We start from the raw sequence: 23,764 nt of genomic DNA, 5'->3' as shown, positions 1-23,764 counted from the left end.
ATGTAGTACAGATATAGAGGTTATAATGGAAGTTTATTCTACTGAAGAACAACAAGTTGAAGCGATTAAAAGTTTTTGGAAAGAAAACGGCACTCAAATCGTTTTAGGTGCTGCGTTAGGTTTAGGTGGTTTCTCTGCTTGGAACTGGTATGTAGATAACCAAATTGCAGAGCAAGAAGCAGCTTCGGCTCAATACGAAGAATTTATTAAAGTAAGCCAAAGTGAAAACGCTAACTCTGAATCAGTCGAGTCAGAATTAAAAGCATTTACGGCTGCTTATGGTGAATCTGGTTATGGTGTGTTTGTTCAACTTTTAGCAGCTAAACAAGCCGTGACTGATGGTAAGTTTGAACTTGCTGCCACCAACTTAACGACCGCATTATCGCTAACGGATTCAGTTAGCTTAAAAGATTTGGTGTCATTACGTTTAGCTCGAATTCAATCAGAGTTACAACAGTACGATGCGGCTTTGAAAACCTTAACAAGTGTTAAAAGTAAAGGTTATGAAGTACGTGTTGCTGAGTTAACGGGCGATGTTTATTTAGCTCAAGGTAATAAAGATAAAGCGCGTATGTCATATCAATCTGCTGCCGATAACGGTGGTTTAGAAGGTAATAACTTATTAAAAATGAAGTTAGACGATTTAGCGTTATCTTCAAAAACAACTAGCTAATTAAGGCCCTGTTTAATGTTAAAACAAGCCAAAATAACGGCACTTTCATTTGCTTTATTGTTCGGGTTAGCCGGCTGTGAAACAAAAGAAATCAAAGAAGAGTTTCGTATTGCAGAAATAAAACCGATTAATTCGACGTTAGATGTTGAGTTAGTATGGAGAGAATCTGCAGGCGACGGTGTTGATAATTACTTTTCAAACTTATCACCAGCCGCAGTTGGTGATCTTGTATTTGCGGCAAGTCGTGATGGCGAAGTTATCGCGTTTAATAAAGACAGCGGTGATGAAGTTTGGTCAACAGACGTTCGTGAAAACCCACCAACATTATGGGATACGTTAACGTTTACAACAATAGCGCCTGAAAAATTAAGTGGTGGTATTACTGCAGCCTATAAAAATTTATATATTGGTACTGAAAACGGCGATGTTATTGCGTTATCGCAAGCAACCGGTGAAATATTATGGCGTACCGAAGTAAAAGGTGAAGTGGTTGCTCCACCTGCAGCAGGTGAAGGCTGGATAGCCGTAACTACAGCAGCAGGTTTTGTAGCTGCATTACATCCTGATACCGGTGAGCTACGTTGGCAAATTGCCACCGATGTTCCTGCATTATCGTTACGTGGTACCTCTTCGCCAACCATTGCTGGTGGTGGTGTTTTAGTTGGCACAGCCACGGGAAAATTGTCGGTAATTATCCTTGAAAAAGGCATTCCTGCTTGGGAACAAGCAATAGGGGTAGTACAAGGTTCAACCGAACTTGAGCAGTTAATTGATGCTGACAGTAAGCCTTTAATCAACGGTTCTACGGTATATACAATTGCTTACAATGGTAACTTAGCCGCATTGGACATGATGTCTGGTCGTGTATTATGGAAACGTGAATATTCGTCATACCGTAATTTAGCGATTGATACTGGTGTTATTTACTTAACGGATGCTAAAGGTAATGTGATTGCTGTTGATGCTAATAGTGGTATCGAAAAGTGGACGTCATCTGAGCTATATAATCGCCGATTAACACAACCTGTTGTTTATAAAGGTAATATCGTAGTAGGTGATTATGAAGGTTATTTTCACTTTATAAATAAAGAATCTGGTAAAATAGCAGCTCGTTATAAATTTGCTGACTATGACCGTTCTGTATTCTGGTGGTTCGTTGATTGGTTTTCTTTTGAAGAAGACGGCGCTTATACTAAACCTGTCGTATCAGGTGATAAGCTCTTTGTACAAACCCGAGATGGCAAAGTGAACGCTTTACGTCTACCGTAATATATAGTTTATTTATATTGGGCTTTGTGTTTTGTATGAACAAACACAGAGCCTTTTTTGTGTCATAGTTTAAAACTTAAATTGTGGCTAGAACCTAGATATTTAATACAAATGTTTAGGCCTTTTTTGTAATATTTAAATACATCACTCACCAACGTTGAGTGTATGTTTGAGGTGAATTCAATGCTTCCTGTGGTTGCTTTAGTTGGTCGTCCTAATGTCGGTAAATCGACTTTATTTAATCGATTAACTCGTACAAGAGACGCGCTAGTAGCGGACTTTCCCGGACTAACTAGAGATAGAAAGTACGGTCAAGCAACACACGCCGAACACAATTTTATTGTGGTCGATACCGGAGGTATTGATGGTACTGAAGAAGGTATTGAAGTTGAAATGGCCGAGCAATCTTTGTTGGCCATAGATGAAGCTGATGTTGTGTTGTTTTTAGTGGATGCCCGAGCGGGTATGACAGCGGCCGACCAAGCTATCGCTGAACATTTAAGAAAACAAAATAAAACAACCTTTATCGTAGCCAATAAAGTTGATGGTATTGATGGTGACTCATCAAGCGCTGAATTTTATAATTTAGCTATGGGTGATGTACATCAAATTGCGGCCGCTCATGGTCGTGGTGTTACTCAACTTTTAGACCATGCATTAATGCCTGTTATTGAACAATTGTCTGAGCAGTTTGAAGATGAGTTAGCGGCTCAAATTCAAGAACGTGGTGAAATTGATTTAGAACAAGAGTTTGCAGAGCCTGAGTTTGACGAAAATGGCGATGTTATTGAAGTTGAAGAACCAGAGGCGGTACCATTTGAAGATGTGCCGATTAAGTTTGCATTAATTGGTCGCCCAAATGTTGGTAAATCGACATTAACTAACAGAATGTTAGGCGAAGAGCGTGTCGTTGTTTATGACATGCCAGGTACGACTCGTGACTCAATTTATATTCCAATGAGTCGCAATGATCAAGATTACGTGATTATTGATACCGCAGGTGTTCGTCGCCGTGGACGTATTCGTCAAACTGTAGAAAAATTCTCAGTAGTTAAAACCTTACAAGCCATTGAAGATGCTAACGTCGTATTGTTAATGTTGGATGCAAGAGAAGGTATTTCAGATCAAGACTTAAGTTTGTTAGGTTTTGCTTTAAATGCGGGTCGTTCAATCGTGATTGCGGTGAACAAGTGGGATGGATTAGATCAAGATATTAAAAATGAAGTAAAACGTGAATTAGATAGACGTTTGGGCTTTATTGATTTTGCCCGTTTACATTTTATTTCAGCTTTACATGGCACTGGCGTTGGTCATTTATTTGATTCAATTGATGAAGCGTATCGTTCAGCGACAAAACGTATCTCAACGTCAATGGTGACTCGTATCATGAAAATGGCACAAGACGATCACCAACCGCCAATGATCAGAGGCCGTAGAGTTAAATTAAAATACGCCCATGCCGGTGGTTATAATCCTCCACGAATCGTTATTCATGGTAATCAGGTAAAAGACTTACCGGATTCTTACAAACGTTATCTAATGAATTATTACCGTAAAGCGTTAGACGTGATGGGGACGCCAATTAAGATAGAATTCAGAGAGGGTGTGAACCCATTTGAAGATAATAAACAAAAAACCATGACCTTGTCACAACAAAGACAAGCCGGTGGATTCATAAGAAGACATCGTCGACCAGGTTAGTATTTTCAAAAATGCTTCTTTAATTAGAAGCATTTTTGCATTACAGGCTTGAATTATATGGCTTTGCTGCTTTTATTTAGAAAGTCATGGTGGTAATCTCATGAAAACTGTTTAAGTACAGCTAACTCATTAAGCAATTAGAGAAGTCATTGCAAGAAGTAGGTAATGAAGAATTTAGTAAACACTTTTCCTAAACAACATAGAGTAACGGTCTTGATTGTATCAATGATCTTAACTTTATTGATCCTGATCCCAAGTGAATCTGCCAAAGCATCAAAAGTAATCAACGCGCCTGTGGTTTCAAATTACGCAGCATTATCGGTTGGTGAATCCTACCCATTACCTTTGGATTTGGGTCAAGATGAAGCCAATTTAGAATTTACCGATGTTATTAATGTTGAGATCCGCAACGGTGATTCTTTAGCAACAATTTTTAAACGGGTAAAACAACCGCAAAAAACCATGTTGTCTATCGCCGGTTCGGGCGAAGCTGGAAAAATATTTACCCATTTAATCCCAGGACGTTTTTTAGAGTTCGAAGTGAATAAAGACAACGAGTTGGTATCGTTAAGTTATGAACAAGATCAATTAACCACGGTTATAGCCAAACTGGCTGATGATAAATCCTACTATACGACGTATGAAGAAAAATCGAGAACGACTAAGTCGGTTTATTTTGAAGGTCAAATAGACAGTAATTTTTGGAACGCTGGGGTAGCTTCAGGTTTAAATGATACATTGATCATGAACTTGGCAAACATATTTGCATGGGATGTGGATTTTGCGTTAGACCTAAGATCAGGCGACAGTTTTTATGCTTTAGTTGAGCAGATTTATATTGATGGTGAATTTGTTGGACACGGTGATATTTTAGCCGCTGAATTTATTAATCAAGATGAAGTTTTTACCGCTGTGCGCAATGACGATGGTCGTTATTACACACCAGAGGGGGATAGCATGCGTAAAACTTTTTTACGCTCTCCAGTGAATTTTAAATACATTAGTTCAAACTTCTCAAATCGACGTTTTCACCCTGTACAGAAAAAAATGAAAGCCCATCGTGGTGTTGATTATGCAGCGAACACTGGCACACCAGTATTTGCCGCAGGCGATGGTAAAGTAATAAAAGCCGGATACGACCGTTTTAATGGCCATCATGTCTTCATTGAACATGGCGGCGGCATTACCACTAAATACATTCATTTTTCAAAACGTAAAGTACGTCGTGGACAAAAAGTGAAACAGGGACAAGTTATAGGGTTAGTTGGTTCAACAGGATTAGCGGCAGGTCCTCATTTGCACTATGAATTTTTAGTTAATGGAGTTCACAGAAATCCTCGTACGGTTTCATTGCCAAAGGCCAATCCTTTAACGGGTGAGCAAAAACAACAATTTGTTCAATATGCCGAAGAACGTTTAAGTTTATTAAAACACAATAGACAACTACTTTTGGCGATGCGTTAGTCCTAATAAAAATTAATCATAAATAAGATGGACTTTGATGAATAACAAAACCTATTTTATTGGTTTAATGTCTGGCACAAGTTTGGACGGAATTGATGTTGCAATCGTTGATATTAAATCCGTTCAAAACTCTAAACACCACTCTATCGCACTAATAGCTTCCCAATCAGTTGCGTTACCTGACAGCATTAAGTCTCAGTTAATTCATCTATCATTTGAACAAAATGTGAATATGCAAACTCTTGGTGAAACGGGAGTCCAGCTCGCACAGTTATTTGCTCAAAGCATAAATGCCTTATTGGCTTCTCAAGGTATAGACAAGTCTCAGATAATGGCTATTGGTAGTCATGGATTAACAATCAGACATCAGCCCTATGGGGCATTTCCATTCAGTTTACAGATCACCGATCCAAGTTTATTGGCGCAATTAACTGGAATCGATGTGGTCAGTGATTTTAGAAACATGGATATCGCAGTTGGCGGACAAGGAGCGCCTTTAGTTCCAGCATTTCACCAAGCTCTATTAGGCGAAACTTCACAAGGTTGTATTGTTTTAAATCTAGGAGGCATTGCTAATATCACAGTGCTAAATCCTGGTGCGGATGTTATTGGTTATGATACTGGCCCGGCTAATACATTACTGGATGTTTGGTGTGAGAAACATACAAACAAGGCGTACGACAAAAATGGCATTTGGGCTTCGACAGGACGTGTCATTCCAGAATTATTAACTCTAATGTTAGCTGAGCCGTATTTTGCAGAGGCATATCCGAAAAGCACAGGGAAGGAGTTATTTAACTTAGACTGGTTGTTCAATAAGATTGATGAGTATCAGACTATTAGCAGTACAAAGCTTAATAAAAAGTTAATACCTCCAGAGGATATTCAACGTACCTTGTTAGAGCTAACTGTAGTGAGTGCTGCGTTACAAATTAAACAATTTACACATACACACACTTTATTTGTTTGCGGCGGTGGGGTCCACAATCAATGTTTAGTTGAGCAATTACAACAACAATTACCCGCACATCAAATTAAAGCAACAGATGAGGTTGGGATAAATAGCGATGCTTTAGAGGCAATGGCATTTGCTTGGTTAGCTTATTGTCGAGTCCATTTAATTAGCGCGAATTCCCCCTCTGTTACCGGGGCAAAAAGTAAAGTCATCATGGGAAGTTGGTATAGTGCCAAATCAAAGAAGGTTTCTTAATTGAATTATTTAGTTTCAAATTTTATTAAAGCAGTCAGCGTACCTGTCATCTTAATTTTTGCGCTGTTTTTAATTGTACAAAATGGCATGTTGGATTTAACCGTTTGGCAAGAGTTATTAACACAAACCCCAATGTTGTTATTTATTGGCGCTATTGTTGTCGCACTAAGATTTAAACAAAGTAGAGTGATTTATATACTGTTGTTTTTATTACTGAGTTGGGCTCTGTTTGTTGAAATTGACCATTTTAAATATCTGAACTTTAGTCCCTCCTTGTGGTTTTTAAGTCAGTTATTTATTTTAGTCTTGTTTACTTTTGACCAGAACAAGACTATTTGGGGACGCCACGGTTTGATTAGAGCATTGATCATTCTAGCTGTGATCTTAGTTAACTACCGTTTTAATCAATCAATCACCTTACACCAATTTTTGAACACTGAGTTTATCGCCGATCTACATTTAGGCGGCATGACTCAAATCGAACTTGTATTGTCCGTGTTAGCGTTATTAATGCTAGCGGTAAAACATATACTGTCACCAAGTAAAACCGTTTTGAATACTTGGGTGATCGCATTTTTCTTAGTGTATTTTAAATTAATAGATGCTGAGGTTTTGACTCACTTGGTTGCATTTTCAGTGTTTGGTTTGCTGTTAATTCAAGGTGTATTAACTGATTCATATCAGATGGCCTTTTCCGATGAATTAACTGGTTTATCGGCCAGAAGAGCATTATTACAATCGTCTATTTCACTTGGTAAAAAATATACCATTGCCATGTTAGATGTGGATCACTTCAAAAAGTTTAATGACACCTACGGGCATGATGTTGGTGACCAAGTATTAAAATTGGTGGCGAGCAAGATCAATGAAATTAAAGGCGGGGGTAAAGCCTACCGCTATGGTGGGGAAGAATTCACAATTGTCTTCCCAAATAAGTCAGTCAATTATGCCATTCCTTATCTGGAACAAGTCAGGGAGTCTATTGCCATTTACGCAATGACTATTAGGGACAACAATGAACGACCGGACGACAGTAAAACCGGTAAGTCACAACGTTCAAAAAACGATACGTCTAGCAAGGTTGTGAATGTCACTATAAGTATCGGAGTAGCGGAACGTGAAGGTGAGTTAAAAGACTTCGATCAAGTAATGAAACAAGCAGATGAAGCGTTATATCGTGCAAAACAAGCGGGTAGAAACTGCTTAGCTGAGTAATTTAACAATAATAGTGAATGCTTTTTTGCGTCTAATGTAATTGACTAGGGGATTGTAAATGATTTCAAAATTACCTCGTTGGGTAGAGTACGGATCATTTTTATTAGCATTAGTTGCCGGATTAGTTAATGCTATTGGATTGTTAGGTTTTAAACATCAATCAATATCACATCTTTCTGGTACAGCGACGTTGTTAGGTGTTGGTGTTGTTGATTCAACCTTTGCTGAAGTGTTTCATTTGTTCACCATTCTTGTTAGTTTTTTAATTGGTGCGGCTATTTCTGGCTACTTTTTACGAACGGGCGCATTAAAACTAGGTCTTAATTACAGTAAGTTGCTCTGCCTTGAAGCTCTATTTTTACTTGCCGCTGTCTATTTTCTCTCCAACGATTCCTTATTAGGCCATTATTTAGCATCTACCGCATGTGGTTTACAAAATGCGCTGGCCACAACTTTCAGTGGCGCCATTATTCGGACAACTCACGTAACAGGCATATTTACTGATTTAGGCATTATGTTAGGTGCTAAATTCAGAGGTGAATCATTTGATAAGAGAAAAGCATTGTTATTTATGCTGATCATTTTGGGCTTTATTTTAGGTGGCAGTTTAGGCGCTTTTTTCTTTGTTATTTTAAAATTCCAAGCGTTATACATCCCAGCATTAATATGTTTATTATTGGCGTTGTCTTACTCAATTTACAATACAAAATATGGCCGTGCGTCTTCTGAAAAACTAAATGGCTAACATTGAGCAAGCCTAGTCAAGCTCAATATGTCTTATGTCATTAACGTATAAAGCCTAAGAAGATCAAAACAGAGAACATGATAAATGGCCAATTATGAAGATAGGTTTATTACCGTTATTTCCTACATCGAAGCTAACTTAGATAGTCAGCTCGATATAGACAAACTTTGTTCTAAAGCCCATTTATCCAAGTTTCATTTCCATCGACAGTGCTCAATATTTTTTGGAATGTCAGTGATGTCTTTAGTTAAACTATTAAGACTGAAACGAGCTGCGCACCAATTGGCATATCGTGATAATAATAAAATCATCAATATTGCATTAGACAATGGTTATGAAAGTCACGAAGCGTTTTCCAGAGTATTTAAAAAGTACTTTGCCAAAAGCCCCTCTGATTTTAAACAGTTCCCTGATTGGTCTACTTGGCATAAACAATACGAACCTATACGTAAGCTGAGGACAAAGATAATGAACGCTAAAGATAAATTTCAAACTCAAGTTGTTGAGTTCCCTGAGACCTTAATTGCCGCCATGGAGCACAGAGGTGCTCCAAATTTGCTGGGGCAGACTATCCAACAATTTATTAGTTGGAGAAAAGAAAATAAGCTGCCACCAAGTAAATGTAAAACCTTTAATTTAGTTTATGACGATCCTAGCGTAACTGCTGCAGAGAAATATCGGTTTGATGTCTGTTGTTCCGTTGATAGTGCTATTGGCGCAAATCGCTATGGGGTAGTGAATAAAACAATTCCAGCAGGAAAATGTGCGGTGGTAAGGCATATTGGCAGTGATGACGCTATCGGCTCAGTAGTTGCTTATCTTTATTCGCAGTGGCTAACTGATTCAGCTTTTGAGTTAAGAGACTTTCCCATATTTTTTGAACGGGTAAGTTTTTATCCGGAAGTAGCGGAACATGAAATGATCACTGACGTATATTTGCCTATTCAATAAAAGCTTCAACTTAAGATATAACCCCAATAAATGCTGCGTTATTGGGGTAGCTTAAGTGTAAATACACTTTACCTTACTTAACGCTTTGGACGATAAGGGCAATGTTTAGCTAAATACATTTCATGACTTGTCGCATTCATGGTTATTTGTTGAAACTGTTTTTGCATAACATCAAAGGTTTTTTCAATATCCAGGTTATTTTTGTGCGTAACGATCGGGGCCATTTTTGCTGGCATTATTCCTTGACCCGTTAATACGGCCAACCAGTTATCTTGTTTGAATAAATCCTTTTCATGTACATCCAAATGACCAAACTGTTTAAACAGCTCAATTTGTTGTTTTAACGAATCAGGGATATCTAAGCCTTTACAGTGTTGCCAATATTCGCTGTCATCACGCTCAGTAGCCTTGTAGTGAAGAATAATAAAGTCTTTGATATGTTGATACTCTAGTTCTGTTTCTTTGTTATAAAGCGATTGAGAGAGCTGATCACAGTGGGTATCTGGAAAAAGTCGTATTAAGCGCATTATAGCTGATTGGATTAAGTGTAATCCGGTAGATTCTAAAGGTTCTAAAAAACCTGCTGATAGGCCAATTGCGACACAATTTTTATCCCAAAAAGAGTTTAACCTTCCGGTTTCGAATTTAATTTTATTGGGTTCAGTTAATACTTTGCCATCTACACTATTGAGTAAACAATCTAGTCCTTGTTCATCGGTCATAAACTGACTGCTAAATACATTGCCATTTCCCATACGAGTCTGTAATGGAATACGCCATTGCCAACCTGAATCATGCGCGATGGAACGAGTATAAGGTTGTAACATCTTAGTATGCGTTGATTGCACTGCGATGGCGGTGTCGTTAAACAAAAGATGAGACCAAGACTGAAAGGCCACGTTTAAGTTTTGGCGCATTAATACCGAACGTTGGCCGCTGCAATCGATAAACAAGTCGCCTTTAATTTCTTGATTGTCCTCAAGTTGTAACCCACTAATAAATCCATTAACTGGATGGTTAAATACATTAGCAACTTTACCTTCAATTCTTACCACCCCGAGATTCTCTGCATAAGTTCTTAAGAAATCGGCGTAGAGGCCTGCGTCAAAGTGATAGGCATAATCAAGGTTAGAGGCCAAAGATGTAGGATCAGAACTTGGCGTAATAAATTTATTAGACTGGCTTAAATGCCAAGCTAATGAAAACTCTTGTAGGGGGCGTTTATTACCCGTTAACTGTTGTCTCATCCAAAAATAGGGAAAAGACATGTAATCAAAGTCGGCACCAAATCGTCCAAATGGGTGCATGTATGTATGTTGTTTTTGTTTCCAATTTTCAAACTGAATGCCGAGTTTGATGGTGCCGTTACAGGCGGATAAAAACTCGGTTTCGGTTATACCTAATATACGATTGAAGTTTTGAATAGGAGGGATGGTAGCTTCACCGACACCAACGGTTTTTATTTGGTTTGATTCAACTAAGGTAATGGTACAACTTTGTTCAAGCTGCTTGGCTAACATGGCAGCGGTCATCCATCCGGCCGACCCTCCGCCTAAAATAACAATTTTTTTGATTTGATCATTTGGGTTATTCATTTTTCTACCATACTGCTTAGTGAATTAAATGATATAAAATTACAGCGTTAGATACAAAAACTGCCGCAAAGGCGGCAGTTTTTAATATTGTAAGTAAACAACTAATATTAGAACTTAGCGTTAAGACCTACGTAAAATTGACGACCAAAGTACTGTAATGTACCAGTCATCGCCTGAGTACCAAAGTATGAACGATTAGGTTCATCAGTCAGGTTGTTTACTGAGAAGATACCTTGTAACTCTTCACTGAACTGCCAAGACGCTTGATAATCAACAATCAATTCTTCTGCGAAGAAGGCTTTTTGTTCATCACCTAACGCGATTTGATTACCAACGTATTCTTCACGGTAGCGGGCATTAATTCGAGTAGATAAAGTATCATCCCAATCGAAGAATAATGCTGCAGTCCATACTCGTGGAGAAAGGAAAGGGTATGATGATTTAGAGTTTTCGCCACCTGCAACGGCAGTAAACTCAGATTCAACTTCACTTTCAGTGTAAGAGTAACTTGCGCTCACACCAAGACCTTGCCAAATACCAGGTAAGAAACTAAAGGTTTGAGTGTAAGTAACCTCAGCCCCTTTAAAGAAACCACCTTGACCATTGTTTAACAATACCGTGTAATCACCAGATACAACTGGAACACCATTGTTATCCACAGCAGGTACTTCTACGCCAGCGGCTTCAAAATTGTAATCAGGAATGGTTACACTTTCAGGGAAACTTTCGATGTCTTTGTAATAAAGAGCAAAGATAAGTGCACCTTCAGTTTCAGAGAAGTAATGCTCTAACGATAAGTCAAACTGGTTGGCATAAAACGGACGAACTTCAGGAGACGTTGCACGATTTAAGTTAGCTTTACGCAATAAATCTTCTTGGTCGATACCGTATGACCACTGTCCACTTACAGCCATGTCTCCCATTTCTGGACGAGCCATAACTTTTGCCGCGGCAAAACGTAATTGGTCATTTTCACTTAACTGTAGACTTAAGTTCATTGACGGTAAAATATCAGTGTAATCAACTTCTAATGTTGAATGTTTGTAGATAGTTCTGGCTACACCAAAATCATCATAGATTGGGTCGCCAGCGCCTTCAACTGCAGGGCTTTCAACACCAATTGCTTGTTGTGTTGAGTTAATAACACGAACACCAAGGTTACCTGATAAACCTAAACCAAACACTTCAGTATCTAAGTTAGCTTGGATATAAAAAGCAAGCGTCTCTTCTTTTATTTCGCTTTCTTGCCAAATAGTCCAGTCATAACGCCAGTCTTGACGAGCTTGAGTATCTTCGTTCGCTAACCATGTGTTTTCAATGTAATCATTATCAACTGAAATAAATGCAGGGAAGTCAGCAAAATCACCTTCTAATTGAACTACTTCATACTCGCCCGCTTGTAACTGGTATGGACGACAAGTTAATGATTCAATCGGATTACCGTTTTGGTCATAACCTAAAACATAATTACCATTACGTAAGTTATTACCGCTATTGCCAACATCACAGTAGTTGTAGGCTTGACGTTGTTTTTTGTAATTACGGTCAGACCAACGAATACCCGTTTCAAGTGATGAAACTACGGCACTATCAATCGCTAATTTAAAGTCTAAACGAGCTGAGTTCGCAGAGTTTTCTTCAATGTGTGGATACTTTTCTAAACTGCCCACCATCATACGACTTGGATCAGATAAAGCGTTCTGTATATCGTCATTAAATGAGATGCTTGGTAAATTTAAGCCATTTAACTCATAGTTAAGTACGATATCATCGGTAACAACTGGGTTAGTTGCTGATGCATCGTTAAAGGTAGCTAAACGCATAACTTCATCACGGTAGTTTGATTCACCCTCTGAGTGGGCAACGTCAATTGTCATGGTTAAGTCATCGTTAAGTATCCATTCAGCATTTAAGCCAAACGATAACACTTCACTATTGGTGGTATTGTCATCCGCTTGAACTTGCAATGTCATGGTATTAGCAAAACGTGGGTAAGGAGGGTTGTCTCTTACATCACCTTGATCACGGTAGTAAGTACCGCCAACAATAATTTCGCTATTATCACCTGATAATACTGGGTTTTCGAAATCTATGCTTGAACCGTCAAGAATAGAACCGATGCCGCTTACACGGAAACCACGGTCGATACCTTGCGAATCAAATTTTGAGTAAAAGCCATCAGCTTTTAATGTGAATGTATCATTTGGTTGATAAGTTATTGAACCCATTAAACCTTCACGTAACTCTTCACCGCCTCGGGCCATTAATTCGAAACCCGTTGGCGCGATATATTTAGCATATGCACCGGTTGCGTCTGGGTCTAAACCATCACAGTCTGTTGTAGACGTTGTTGGTGCGCCATTAAATGGCAAAATACCACATTGAGGCTGGTAACTAACAAACTGTGTAGAGATCTTAGGTTGTTGCAAACGCGCATAACCAATTGAAACACCAAGTGTTTCATCTAAGAATTTACCTTGGTAAGCAAAACTAAGACGATTACCCATAGGGTCAGCGTCTGGATGAGAGTCGGCAGCGTCGTTATAACTTAACTTGGTTTGAATAGTAAAAGTATGGTCTTGATCATTCTCTAATGCATTGGCTGTTTTTAGTTCAATTGAACCGGCAACACCTCCTTCTACTAGAGAGGCTTTTTGAGACTTGTATACTTGTACTTGATTGATTAGTTCTGATGGATATTGATCAAACTGAACCGAACGTCCACCTTGGTCAGTCACAATTTCGCGACCGTTTAATGTTGAAAATACAAAGCCACCTGACATACCACGAATATTTAATTCGCTAGATTGACCACCTGAACGTACGGCGGTAACACCTGGAAGACGTGAAATAGCATCTGCAATCGAAACATCAGGTAACGCACCCATGTCATCGGCAGAAACCGCTTCTACTACTGTGTCAGAATAACGTTTTGTATTTAGTGATTCGATTAAACTACGGCGAAAACCGCGTATTTCAATAACTTCTACTGCTGCTTCTGGCTCTACTTCTTTTTTCTTATCTTTATCATCATCTGCTGCAAAAGAAGGCATAGAAGCAAGTGTCACGCCGCTAAGCATTAGAGCAAGCGTAAGCGCACTAGGCTTAAAATTTTTCATGTGTGTTCCTCAAACAAGTTGTTGTTATTTTGTTTTGAAGAGTGTGATCACGTTTATTTTCGGACTAAACAATTTCACTTTAATTCGCGTTTATAATTTTAATTTTATTATTTTTGTAGGCAACGATGCTAAACATAGAGAAGTATGGATCAGATAACAAGTTGGAATTAACCGCATACGTATTCATACTCTGCAGAGCATAGCGCTTATATACAAACCGCGATTGCTTGGTTAAATTGCAACCGTTGAGTGAACATTTATCAACGTTATTCGGACAGGTAATATTGTATATAACTAGGCAACGATAGGTATATACAGTGTATTAGTATCAGCAGGGTTACTATTTACCAAAACTGTTACCGTTTTATTAAATGGCTAGCGGTACAATCATTTTAATAGCACATAACAACTATGTAACATTAGTTAAGTGGAGTTATTCATATGAATTTCAAGTTTACATCTTTGTCGGTTGTAGCTTTAGCTACTACTGCAGCTCTTAGTGGTTGTAGCACCGAAGAAGAAAAAATCGAAAAAGTATATCCGTTTGAGCAAGCGTCATCTACAGCTCACGGATCAAATGCAACAGGTCAAGGGCTTTGGTGTAAAGCACCAGATATAGTTCAAACTGTTGATTCAGATTTCCATCCGTTATCTACTCAAGAGATCACAGATCTTAAAGCTGTGGCGTTAGCAGCAGCAAATTCTGACAATGATTGGACGGATGCTGAAATTGCCGCATGGGAATCTTCATTTAATCCTTATACTTATGACTATGGCACAATTGACCTATACGATACGTTAGGTTTAACAAATGAAGAGATGGCTCGTCAGGCCGTAGCTAAAGAAGAGGCGCGTGCATTTAAGATAGAACAAGGTCAACAAGAAATCTTTGATGCCGAAGGTGCATTTGAAGGTGGTTTTGACGCTTGGTTTGATACTTGGTTTGCTACTGTACCTTACACAGATTATTTGGGTAAATCACAACGTTTAGATAAAGCGGCCCGTGGTAATGAACTTGCCTTATCGACTGCAAATAACGGTGAAGAAGCGTGTTATACCCCTCCTACAGAATGTCCAAATTATAAAGTATTAGACGAGTCTGGAGCTTACGATTGTATCGTACCTGAAACAAACCCTATTGCGGATGCGCCAGCGCCAATTTATGAAGCAGCAGCAAATGAAACCGTTGTTTACTTCCGTAAAAATGGTGTTCAGGATGAAGCTAATTATGCAGACATTACTATCCACGCTTGGGACAATGGTAATTGTACTTCGTACGGTGAAAGTACAGCATGGGGAACAGGTCGTGGTAGCGCAGGTATCGATCCTAACTATGGTATTTATTGGGTATTACCTCTTATCGATGGTCATTCTAGCTGCGGTAATATGATTATTTATAACAAAACATCAGGTGATAAATATATTACTCAGAATGATGGCATGATCCCACTAGGTAATTCTGGGGATGTGTTATTACATAATTTAGATAAGATCACTTATTACCAAGAAGGTTTTCCAGCTAACTTAATGGATGGCTTATATTTAGGCAATCAACATCCATATTTTGGTGCAGCTGCAGGTAAAAAGTCTTGTGGTTGGGGAACAGAATTAGATGAGTCTGGTGAGTCTTGTGTTGGTCAAACCTTATCTTGTCCAACAGGTACAACGGATGTTGGTGTAGCGCAAGTTGATATCGCTTCTAAATGTATCGAAGTGTTTAATCCGGATGAAACAACATTATTGTTACGTGGTGGCTTTAATGGCTGGGGTAACCCAACAGAAGGACAAGAGTTTGAATATTTAGGTGAAGGTACTAATAAATATCGTAAAAATTATGTTTATGGTGCTCACCCTGAAGATGCAACCGTTGAAGAAGACGGAACGATCAATTACAACTTCAAAATAGCAGACGCTGATTGGTCAGAAGCAACGTCGTTTGGTGGTGTAAAAGGTGGTGATTTACCAACCGTTGGTGGTTCAATGCAATTAACTGCTGGTAATGGTGTTGGTCAAGATATGGCACTTAAATTTGCAGAGAATAAAATCTACCAATTTAATGTTGATGCAACTGATCCAACAGCAGTACAACTGAATATTGAAGACGTTCCTGTCGCTGCATTTCCAAAAATCACATTTGGTTCGGAAGACCCTGTAGAGTTTGAATATGCACGTTCTGGTCGTTATCTTCATACTGCAACATTAGCAGCAGAAACGGTTTCTATCGTTATATCTGATGAGGCTAATGACTTTGCGTTAGGCGCTGTGACTGGCAGTGACGTTGCTTCATTAGATGTTGCATTAGCGCTAGTTAATGATGGAAGTGCGATTAGTTTTACAGCGCCAGAGGCAGCTGCATACAACATTACACTTGATTTATCTGACTTAGCTGCACCTACATTTAAAATTGAAAAAGCAAAACCACTTGGTTTAGATGCCGTGTATATTCGCGGAACAATGACTGGATGGGGTGACCCAGCGCCAGATGAAGACGAAATTGTTTACGATAAAGATTCTCGTACTTATTCTGTTGTGTATGGTTTAGAAGCGGTTACTGGCGAAGATAAACATCAGTTTAAATTTGCAAGTAAAGCTTGGGATGGCAGCACTGTTGATGTTGGTGCAGGAAACGTAACTTTCTCTGATGATGCAGAAGCTTTGCCATTAACCGGTACAGGTAATGTTGAAGTTAAGCCAACTAAGTCGACTTCTTATGAGTTCTCTTTAGACTTCAGTACCGCATCTGTTGGTGTTCTAAAAGTACAAGAAGCGCCAATTTATATCCGTGGTGGCATATACGGTTCAGGCGATTGGGCAGCTGATGACACAATGCGTTTAAACTTTGTTCCAACGGACGAGCAAAACACAACGGAAGCAGGTCATGTCTACACAAGTACAGTAACCACAACTGGAGAAGGTTTCTTCAAGATTGCTGATTCAGAGTGGGGCGATGCATTTGGCTTTAACTGGGGTATTGACCCAGATGAAGCAGAAGCTGGCAATAATGTTGTTGTGTTAGGTACGCCAATTCAATTAGCTACTGGAAACGATAGTCAAAACATCAGTTTCCCTCATCCTGCAGGACAATATGTGTTCTCGTTTGATGATGTAACTAAACAGCTAACCGTTACGGCAGCGCCATAAGTTCCTTAATGATAATGGACTTCTAGTGTAACGAGTTATTGAGTAAAAAATGAAAACCCAGCTTAAGCTGGGTTTTTTGTTTGTGTTCGTTAGCTTCTTTTTAAGAAGCTAGAAACTCGAAACTCGAAGCTCGAAGCTCGAAACTAAAACAAAGTATAGATAAACGAAGCTAATGCTGATTGTTGTGTGGCCACCACTAAAGCGCCTAATAAACTCAAAATAACTATGATAGGTAATAACCATATCTTCTTACGCACTTTTAAAAATGCCCATAAGTCTGTAATAAATTCCAACATTAAAAAGGGTACTCCAAGTTTTTCTTATCCGTTTTTGCTTCGCACTTCACGTAATTGGAAGTGGCTTTAGCAGCTAGTTTGTTTTTGTATTGTAATTGGTTAAACAGTCTTAATAACAAGCCTATTGGCATCATTAAACAATAAAAAGCCAACGATAAAATTATCCGTGTATTAATCCAACCTAAAATACCTGCAAAGGTTAACCAAACCATGGCAGGGTAATAAATCCAACTTGGTTTTATTGCCCAAAGGCTCAGTAATAATAAGGAAATAATTAACGGCCAAATTTGAAAGTTAAATGAAAATAACCAAGGTAAGGCAATTGAAAATACAGCCGGAAATGCCCAGCTCATGGTGACTGCAAATTTCTTTAATTGTGGCGTATCGTGTTTGTCTATTTTTAACATATCTGTCTCATTCTTAACTAATCCCTGATTGCTTAGCCAGACTTTAATCTTTGGCAAACTCAACCGCTTTTGCTTTTTCTATGGCATCTTGCGGCTGATCTGAGCGTTTCAAAATAATATTGTTCATGACTAGGTAATCCATTTCGGTGGCTAAAAAACAACGAATGGCATCTTCTGGAGTACATACTGGCGGTTCACCTCGGACATTAAACGAGGTATTTATTAGAACGGAACAGCCTGTTAATTGTTTAAAACTGGTTAACAATTTATGAAAATGTGGATTAGTGGTTTTATCAACGGTTTGGATTCTGGCGGAATAATCAACATGCGTAATCGCCGGCAAGGTTGAACGGTGCTGGTTTAATTTATCGATACCAAAACGTTGTTCATCTGTGGTTAATCTTAATTCTGGTTTAACGTCCGCCACCATCAACATGTAAGGGCTAGATGTTGTGTGCTCAAAATAATCTGCCACATCTTCGAGTAATACGGCAGGGGCAAATGGACGGAAAGATTCACGATACTTAATCTTTAAATTCATTGTGGCTTGCATTGTGGTATTACGCGGATCACCAATAATGGAGCGATTACCTAACGCTCTAGGACCAAACTCCATTTTTCCTTGGAACCAACCAATGACATTACCTTGTTCAATTAACTCTGCGGTTTTGTCGTATAAGACTTCTTCTTCAATAACTGTAAACTTTAGTTGTTGTAGATTAACGGCAGATATAATTTGTTCATTGTTAAACACATTGCCTAAATAAGAACCTTGCATAGCGTCATGATTAAGCATTCCAACAGGCGTTTGATTTTCAGGGCAAACTTCACGTTTGCCATCAAAAAAATGGTGCCAAGCCACAAGCGCAGCGCCTAACGATCCGCCGGCATCACCTGCTGCAGGTTGTACCCACACATTTTTGTAAGGGCCTTCACGTAAAATTCGGCCATTTGCCACACAGTTTAAAGCAACACCGCCGGCTAAACATAAGTTGTCTGAGGGCACTTGTTTATGCAGATGGTGTACGATTTTTAATACAATTTCTTCAGTCACCACTTGAATTGAACGGGCTAAATCCATTTCTTTTTGGCTCACATCGGACTCATCGTTACGTGGTTTACCACCAAACAATTGATTAAATTTGTTATTGGTCATGGTATCGCCAATAGCAAAATTAAAATATGACATGTCTAAATCAAAACTGCCGTCGTTGTGTACTGTGATTAAATTATCAAAAATGAGATCTACGTATTTAGGTTCGCCGTACGGGGCTAATCCCATTAATTTATATTCGCCTGAATTAACTTTGAAACCGCAATAATAAGTAATAGCTGAATATAAAAGCCCTAAAGAGTGAGGGAATTGAATCTCCCAAATAGGGGTGAGTGTATTTTCAATACCATGCCAAGCAGAAGAGGTTGCCCATTCACCCACGCCATCCAAACATAAAACGGCGGCATCTTTATAAGGGGATGGAAAAAAGGCAGAGCCAGCGTGAGATAAATGATGTTCGCTAAATAGCAGTTGCGGTAATTTTGTTTTTTTATCGCCGCCAGCTAATAAGCGCAATTCTCGGCGTAATACACTTTTTAAATACAGTTTTTCTTTTAACCATATTGGCATAGCCCGAATAAACGACCGTAATCCTTTAGGTGCATTTGCCAGGTAGGTTTCTAATAAACGTTCAAATTTTAATAGCGGTTTGTCATAAAAAATTATGGCATCAAGGTCGGTAATAGAACAGTCTAATTGGGTTAAACAAAACTCAATGGCAGAGGCTGGAAAACGAGGATCATGTTTGACTCTGGTGAAACGTTCTTCTTGTGCGGCCGCTATAATTTTACCGTCTTCAATTACCGCAGCGGCACTATCATGATAATAGGCAGAAATACCCAATATTTTCGATGTCATAAAATGCTCTAACTTATTATTTTTATTGGTTCTAACCATATTTATTAACATCAAAAGTATACCAGTAAAATCTTGCTTAAATAAGCCTTTTTAGATACCTTATTAGACTAATTGTTTAACAAAAAATACGGCTCATTTGTACCCTAAAAGTAAGCTGGATTTTGTGTTATTAACTTACGTGTTTTTTATATCTATTGGCCGTTATTTTGTCTAAATCGAAATCTAATTATCCACTGTTTTACCTTGTTGCTTTTTTGCTGCCATTCCTATTATTACTCTTAATTGAACTGACTCTTACAATGCTTAATGTGGGAGAAAAAATACCAGCGTTTGTAGAAAGTGACACTTTTAGCGGTTTTATGCAGCCAAATCCCAAATTGATCCAACGCTATTTCCCTGACTCAAGTATGGCTCCGGATGTCAGCCCGGATACGGTTTATTTTCATAAAGTTAAACCAGCAGATAGCTTCCGTATTGTTATTCAAGGTGGCAGTACCGCTGCTGGTTTTCCTTATGGTCGGTTTGGCTCTTTGCAAGGCATGTTACAGCAACGATTTAAACGACTTTATCCAAATAAAAATATTGAAATTATCAATACGGCCATGGCCGCAGTTAATACTTATACCTTGTTAGATATTGCCGATGAAGTTGTTGAGTTAGAGCCAGACTTGGTTTTGATATACAGCGGACATAATGAGTATTTAGGTGTTTTGGGTGTCGGTTCGAGTGTGGCTAGTAAAGGCGGACGTTTTGCTACTTTAACCTACCTTTGGTTAAAACAATTTAGGTTATATCAGTTATTAGAGTCGGTATATTTTAATTTAGTATTAAAAGACAATCCAGATTCGCAAAGTCATAACGATGTAAAAGATAAACGAACCTTAATGTCACATGTTGCTAAAGGGCAAACTATTCCATTTGAAAGCGATTTATTCCAATTGGGGGTTGAACAGTTTAAAGGTAATTTAACCTCAATAACGGATATTTACCGCGTAAATGATATTCCAGTGTTAGTGGGTAACTTGGTGAGTATTGAAAGTGGATTGATCCCATTTTCAATCAATCAAAAATTAGATCAAATAGTTCAAGAAGGATTATGTGACTTCAAGTCAGGTAATATATTGAGTTATGATTGCAAAGTTTTCAATGAATATTCAGAAGCTAAAAAGCTATTAAATGATGGTAAATTCACTGAAGCTCGCCGAAAATTCATTAAATCTAAAGATCTTGATGCGTTGAGGTTTCGGGCGCCATCGATATTTAATCAAGTGATCAAACAGTTAACTGAGCAACCCAATACCTATTTAGTGGATGTTGAAACCGCTTTTTTACAGGACTCATCTCATGGGATCATCAACCATGACTATATGCTTGAACATGTTCATCCAACCGTTAGGGGGTATTTTGTTTTAGCGGAAGCGTTTATTAGTAAAATAGTAGAGTTAGATCTGTTGCATCAACCAATTATCCCTTTTACGGTAGAGCAAGCTTGGTCAGAAATTCCAATTACCGATTTAGATAAATTGTATGGTGATGTGAAAATAGATGCATTGACTAAAGACTTTCCTTTTAATAAAGCCGAATACAAACCACTGTTATTAGATGACAACGCATTCATCTATCCGTATTTAATAGAAAAGTTAAAGGGCGAACCTTGGTTAGCGTTACAAAATAAATTGATGAAAGCTTATCAACAAAATGGGGAGCACTTACAAGCCGCTCGTGTTGCCGGAATTATTGTTGACGCATTACCTTTGTCTACTATTGGTGCGGCAGAACAAGCTAATTTGATTGCTGGTCAGTTATATATGAAAGTTCAGGATTATGGTTTAGCGCAGTATTACCAAAAAAGAGCAGTGTCATTAAATCCGACTAACTCAAACAGTATTTTGATTTTAGCTCAGAGTGCTTTTTTAAATGAAGAGTTTAAATACAGTTTAGACTTGTTAAAACAAGCCAAACAACTAGACCCAACTAACACCCATATTCAGTTTTTCATTGATAGAGTTTCGTTAGCGATTAAAGCCAGAGGACATTAAACATGGAAAATTCAAAGGCTAAAAAGCTAAGTAAAAAAGTCTGGTTGTTTAGAGGGATTATGATTTTAATCCCATTTTTATTTTTTGCGATATTGGAAATTGGGCTACGACTTGCCGGTTATGGCCAACAGATCCCTTTGTTTATGCAAAACCCATCAGCTCCTGAGTATTTGTTACCCACACCAGATGTGGTTAAACGTTATTTTGCTAAAGGTGCTGAATCACCCAATGTCACCATTGAGACTAACTTCTTTAAAAAAATAAAACCGGAAGACGGGATCAGGATAATTGTGCAAGGGGGGTCAACAGCGGCTGGTTTTCCTTATGGTTTTGGAGCCTCCATTGCCGGTATGCTTGATTATCGCTTAAAACAAACCTTTCCGGAACGTCCAGTAGAAGTGATCAATACCGCATTATCTGCAGTGAACAGTTACACATTATTAGATTTTGCAGATGAGATAATAGAGCAACAACCTGATGCCGTACTTATTTATGCAGGTCATAATGAATACTTAGGTATTTTAGGTGTTGGTTCTGCTTATACTGCAGCTAATTCCCATGGTGCTACCTTGTTGTATTTAAAGTTGAAAAATTCGCGTATTTTTCAATTAATGCAATCCATCTATTCTTCTTTCTCTTCAATTAACACAATGTCAAATTCTAAGCAAAATGACAATGTTAGAACTGTGATGGCTAAAGTAGCAAAACACAAAAATATCCCTCATGATTCGGCGTTATTTAAACAAGGCTTAAATCAGTTTGAGCAAAATATGTCTTTGTTATTAGGCAAATATAATAAGGCCGGTATACCTGTATTTATAAGTACCATTGCGAGTAATTTGGCAGATCAGAAACCTTTTAGTTCTGCCCTGTTATCAGAGGAGGAGGAACAATTAGTTGCAACTGTGCAAACTGACCCATCGTCATTTGAGTTAAAACAACGAGAGCAGCTTGAGCAACTGTCTATTAGTAATAAAAGTGCAGATGGTTATTACGCGTTAGGACAAGTTTGGCTAAAGACTCAAGAGTATGACAAGGCCAAATATGCTTTTGTTCAAGCGCGTCAGCATGATCTATTACGCTTTAGAGCGCCAATTGAAATTAATCAAATAATTGAAACCTTGGCACAAGAGAACAAGGTGTATTTAGTTGATGCCGAAGCCGATTTATCTAAAGTCGCAGAGCAACATATAATTGGTAAGTCGTTGATGATTGAGCATTTACACCCAACGATTAAAGGATATTTTGAGATTTCTAATAGTTTTTATCAGGCATTAAAGTCAACTAAAGTCTTTGGTGAATTCCCCCACCCAATCTCTAAATTTAATGCGCAACAAGAGCTACCTGTTTTTGATGCAGAAGTGGTCTGGGGCAATGCCAAAATAGCTGGTCTAATGGCTGATTACCCATTTACTAAGCAACCACAACAACCAGACTACCCTGAACTCAAAAGTTGGAGCGATAAGTTAGGCTTTGCTGCTTATAAAAAACAAGTATCTTGGTTAGATATCGCCAATCAGTCATTACAATACGCAAACAAAATACAAGATCAGTTAACAATAATTAAGGCGGTAAAATTATTGTCTGACGCCATGCCTGATAATGAATCATATGCATACCAAGCTGGTGTGACGTTAATATCACAGAAACGTCCAAAAGAGGCGATACGTTATTTAACGAGAGCCATGGATATACAGCCTAATAATACCAACTCGAGACTTGCACTTGCTCATGCTTATACTCAACAAAGCGATTATTCCACGGCATTGATCTGGTTGGATAGCGTATTAAAAATTGAACCCAACAATACAGTGGCCTTGTCGGTGAGCAAGCAAATAAAAGCCTTATCTGTGCAGTAAGTGACTGAATACTTAATAAAATTGGTTTTGTTAAAGCTCTAAATAATCGAGCAATAAATACCGATTTTTATACAGGTTCATTAGGTTATAAAATGTAACAACATTAGTCTTTACGTTAATTAATGTTGTTATTTCCTTTGATATTTTCTGAAATTAGCTACATACGTA

At 38.4% G+C, this 23,764-nt stretch carries 16 protein-coding genes; 11 read left to right on the top strand and 5 right to left on the bottom strand.

From position 1 onward, the window contains the following. Nucleotides 1-25: 25 nt before the first annotated feature. From KO505_RS07800 to KO505_RS07765, 8 genes are all read left to right on the top strand, one after another. Nucleotides 26-673, top strand: coding sequence for a tetratricopeptide repeat protein (locus tag KO505_RS07800; protein ID WP_216054884.1), 648 nt, complete (start codon nucleotides 26-28; stop codon nucleotides 671-673). A gap of 15 nt (nucleotides 674-688) precedes the next feature. Then, nucleotides 689-1,942, top strand: coding sequence for an outer membrane protein assembly factor BamB (bamB, locus tag KO505_RS07795; RefSeq protein ID WP_216054883.1), 1,254 nt, complete (start codon nucleotides 689-691; stop codon nucleotides 1,940-1,942). A gap of 183 nt (nucleotides 1,943-2,125) precedes the next feature. Then, nucleotides 2,126-3,643, top strand: coding sequence for a ribosome biogenesis GTPase Der (gene der, locus KO505_RS07790; RefSeq protein WP_216054882.1), 1,518 nt, complete (start codon nucleotides 2,126-2,128; stop codon nucleotides 3,641-3,643). A 165-nt stretch (nucleotides 3,644-3,808) separates the two neighbouring features. Beyond that, a complete protein-coding gene (locus tag KO505_RS07785; RefSeq protein WP_252731699.1) occupies nucleotides 3,809-5,107 on the top strand; it encodes a peptidoglycan DD-metalloendopeptidase family protein in 1,299 nt (432 codons plus the stop codon). Nucleotides 5,108-5,144: 37 nt separating this feature from the next. Beyond that, nucleotides 5,145-6,317 (top strand): anhydro-N-acetylmuramic acid kinase, encoded by a 1,173-nt coding sequence (locus KO505_RS07780; protein ID WP_216054881.1) that lies wholly within the window; start codon nucleotides 5,145-5,147, stop codon nucleotides 6,315-6,317. Next, entirely contained in the window at nucleotides 6,318-7,532 is a 1,215-nt protein-coding gene (locus KO505_RS07775; protein ID WP_252731698.1) for a diguanylate cyclase, read from the top strand. It abuts the gene before it with no gap. A gap of 58 nt (nucleotides 7,533-7,590) precedes the next feature. Further along, the gene (locus KO505_RS07770; RefSeq protein ID WP_216054880.1) at nucleotides 7,591-8,277 is read left to right on the top strand and encodes a YoaK family protein; all 687 of its coding nucleotides are present in this window, start codon (nucleotides 7,591-7,593) and stop codon (nucleotides 8,275-8,277) included. Between the two features lie 84 nt (nucleotides 8,278-8,361). After that, nucleotides 8,362-9,228 carry a GyrI-like domain-containing protein gene (locus tag KO505_RS07765; protein WP_216054879.1) on the top strand — a complete coding sequence of 289 codons (867 nt, stop codon included), beginning with the start codon at nucleotides 8,362-8,364 and terminating at the stop codon, nucleotides 9,226-9,228. Between the two features lie 77 nt (nucleotides 9,229-9,305). Here the strand turns inward: KO505_RS07765 and KO505_RS07760 are convergent, their stop codons facing one another. Both KO505_RS07760 and KO505_RS07755 read right to left on the bottom strand, forming a co-directional pair. Next, complete coding sequence (locus tag KO505_RS07760) at nucleotides 9,306-10,823, bottom strand: tryptophan halogenase family protein (protein ID WP_216054878.1); 1,518 nt, start codon at nucleotides 10,821-10,823, stop codon at nucleotides 9,306-9,308. Nucleotides 10,824-10,930: 107 nt separating this feature from the next. After that, entirely contained in the window at nucleotides 10,931-13,942 is a 3,012-nt protein-coding gene (locus tag KO505_RS07755; protein WP_216054877.1) for a TonB-dependent receptor, read from the bottom strand. Nucleotides 13,943-14,383: 441 nt separating this feature from the next. Between KO505_RS07755 and KO505_RS07750 the strand changes: the two genes are divergently transcribed. Further along, complete coding sequence (locus KO505_RS07750; protein ID WP_216054876.1) at nucleotides 14,384-17,083, top strand: pullulanase-associated domain-containing protein; 2,700 nt, start codon at nucleotides 14,384-14,386, stop codon at nucleotides 17,081-17,083. A 143-nt stretch (nucleotides 17,084-17,226) separates the two neighbouring features. Here KO505_RS07750 and KO505_RS07745 read toward each other — a convergent pair whose 3' ends face one another. The 3 genes from KO505_RS07745 to KO505_RS07735 are packed head-to-tail and all read right to left on the bottom strand — an operon-like array spanning nucleotide 17,227 to nucleotide 19,698. Beyond that, nucleotides 17,227-17,379, bottom strand: coding sequence for a DUF5989 family protein (locus KO505_RS07745; RefSeq protein WP_216054875.1), 153 nt, complete (start codon nucleotides 17,377-17,379; stop codon nucleotides 17,227-17,229). Then, nucleotides 17,379-17,786: an SxtJ family membrane protein gene (locus KO505_RS07740; protein ID WP_216054874.1), complete on the bottom strand. Its 408-nt coding sequence runs from the start codon at nucleotides 17,784-17,786 to the stop codon at nucleotides 17,379-17,381. The genes KO505_RS07745 and KO505_RS07740 overlap by 1 nt, the downstream gene beginning before the upstream one ends. Before the next feature lie 43 nt (nucleotides 17,787-17,829). Continuing rightward, nucleotides 17,830-19,698 (bottom strand): carbamoyltransferase, encoded by a 1,869-nt coding sequence (locus KO505_RS07735; RefSeq protein WP_216054873.1) that lies wholly within the window; start codon nucleotides 19,696-19,698, stop codon nucleotides 17,830-17,832. Nucleotides 19,699-19,904: 206 nt separating this feature from the next. Between KO505_RS07735 and KO505_RS07730 the strand changes: the two genes are divergently transcribed. Next, complete coding sequence (locus KO505_RS07730) at nucleotides 19,905-21,737, top strand: SGNH/GDSL hydrolase family protein (RefSeq protein ID WP_216054872.1); 1,833 nt, start codon at nucleotides 19,905-19,907, stop codon at nucleotides 21,735-21,737. Nucleotides 21,738-21,739: 2 nt separating this feature from the next. Further along, nucleotides 21,740-23,596 (top strand): tetratricopeptide repeat protein, encoded by a 1,857-nt coding sequence (locus KO505_RS07725; protein WP_216054871.1) that lies wholly within the window; start codon nucleotides 21,740-21,742, stop codon nucleotides 23,594-23,596. Nucleotides 23,597-23,764 lie beyond the last annotated feature (168 nt).

Source organism: Psychrosphaera sp. F3M07 (assembly GCF_018860345.1).
Taxonomy (GTDB): domain Bacteria; phylum Pseudomonadota; class Gammaproteobacteria; order Enterobacterales; family Alteromonadaceae; genus Psychrosphaera; species Psychrosphaera aquimarina.
Note: the sequence above shows the minus strand (reverse complement) of the source record. Positions and strands in the feature narration are given on the sequence as shown.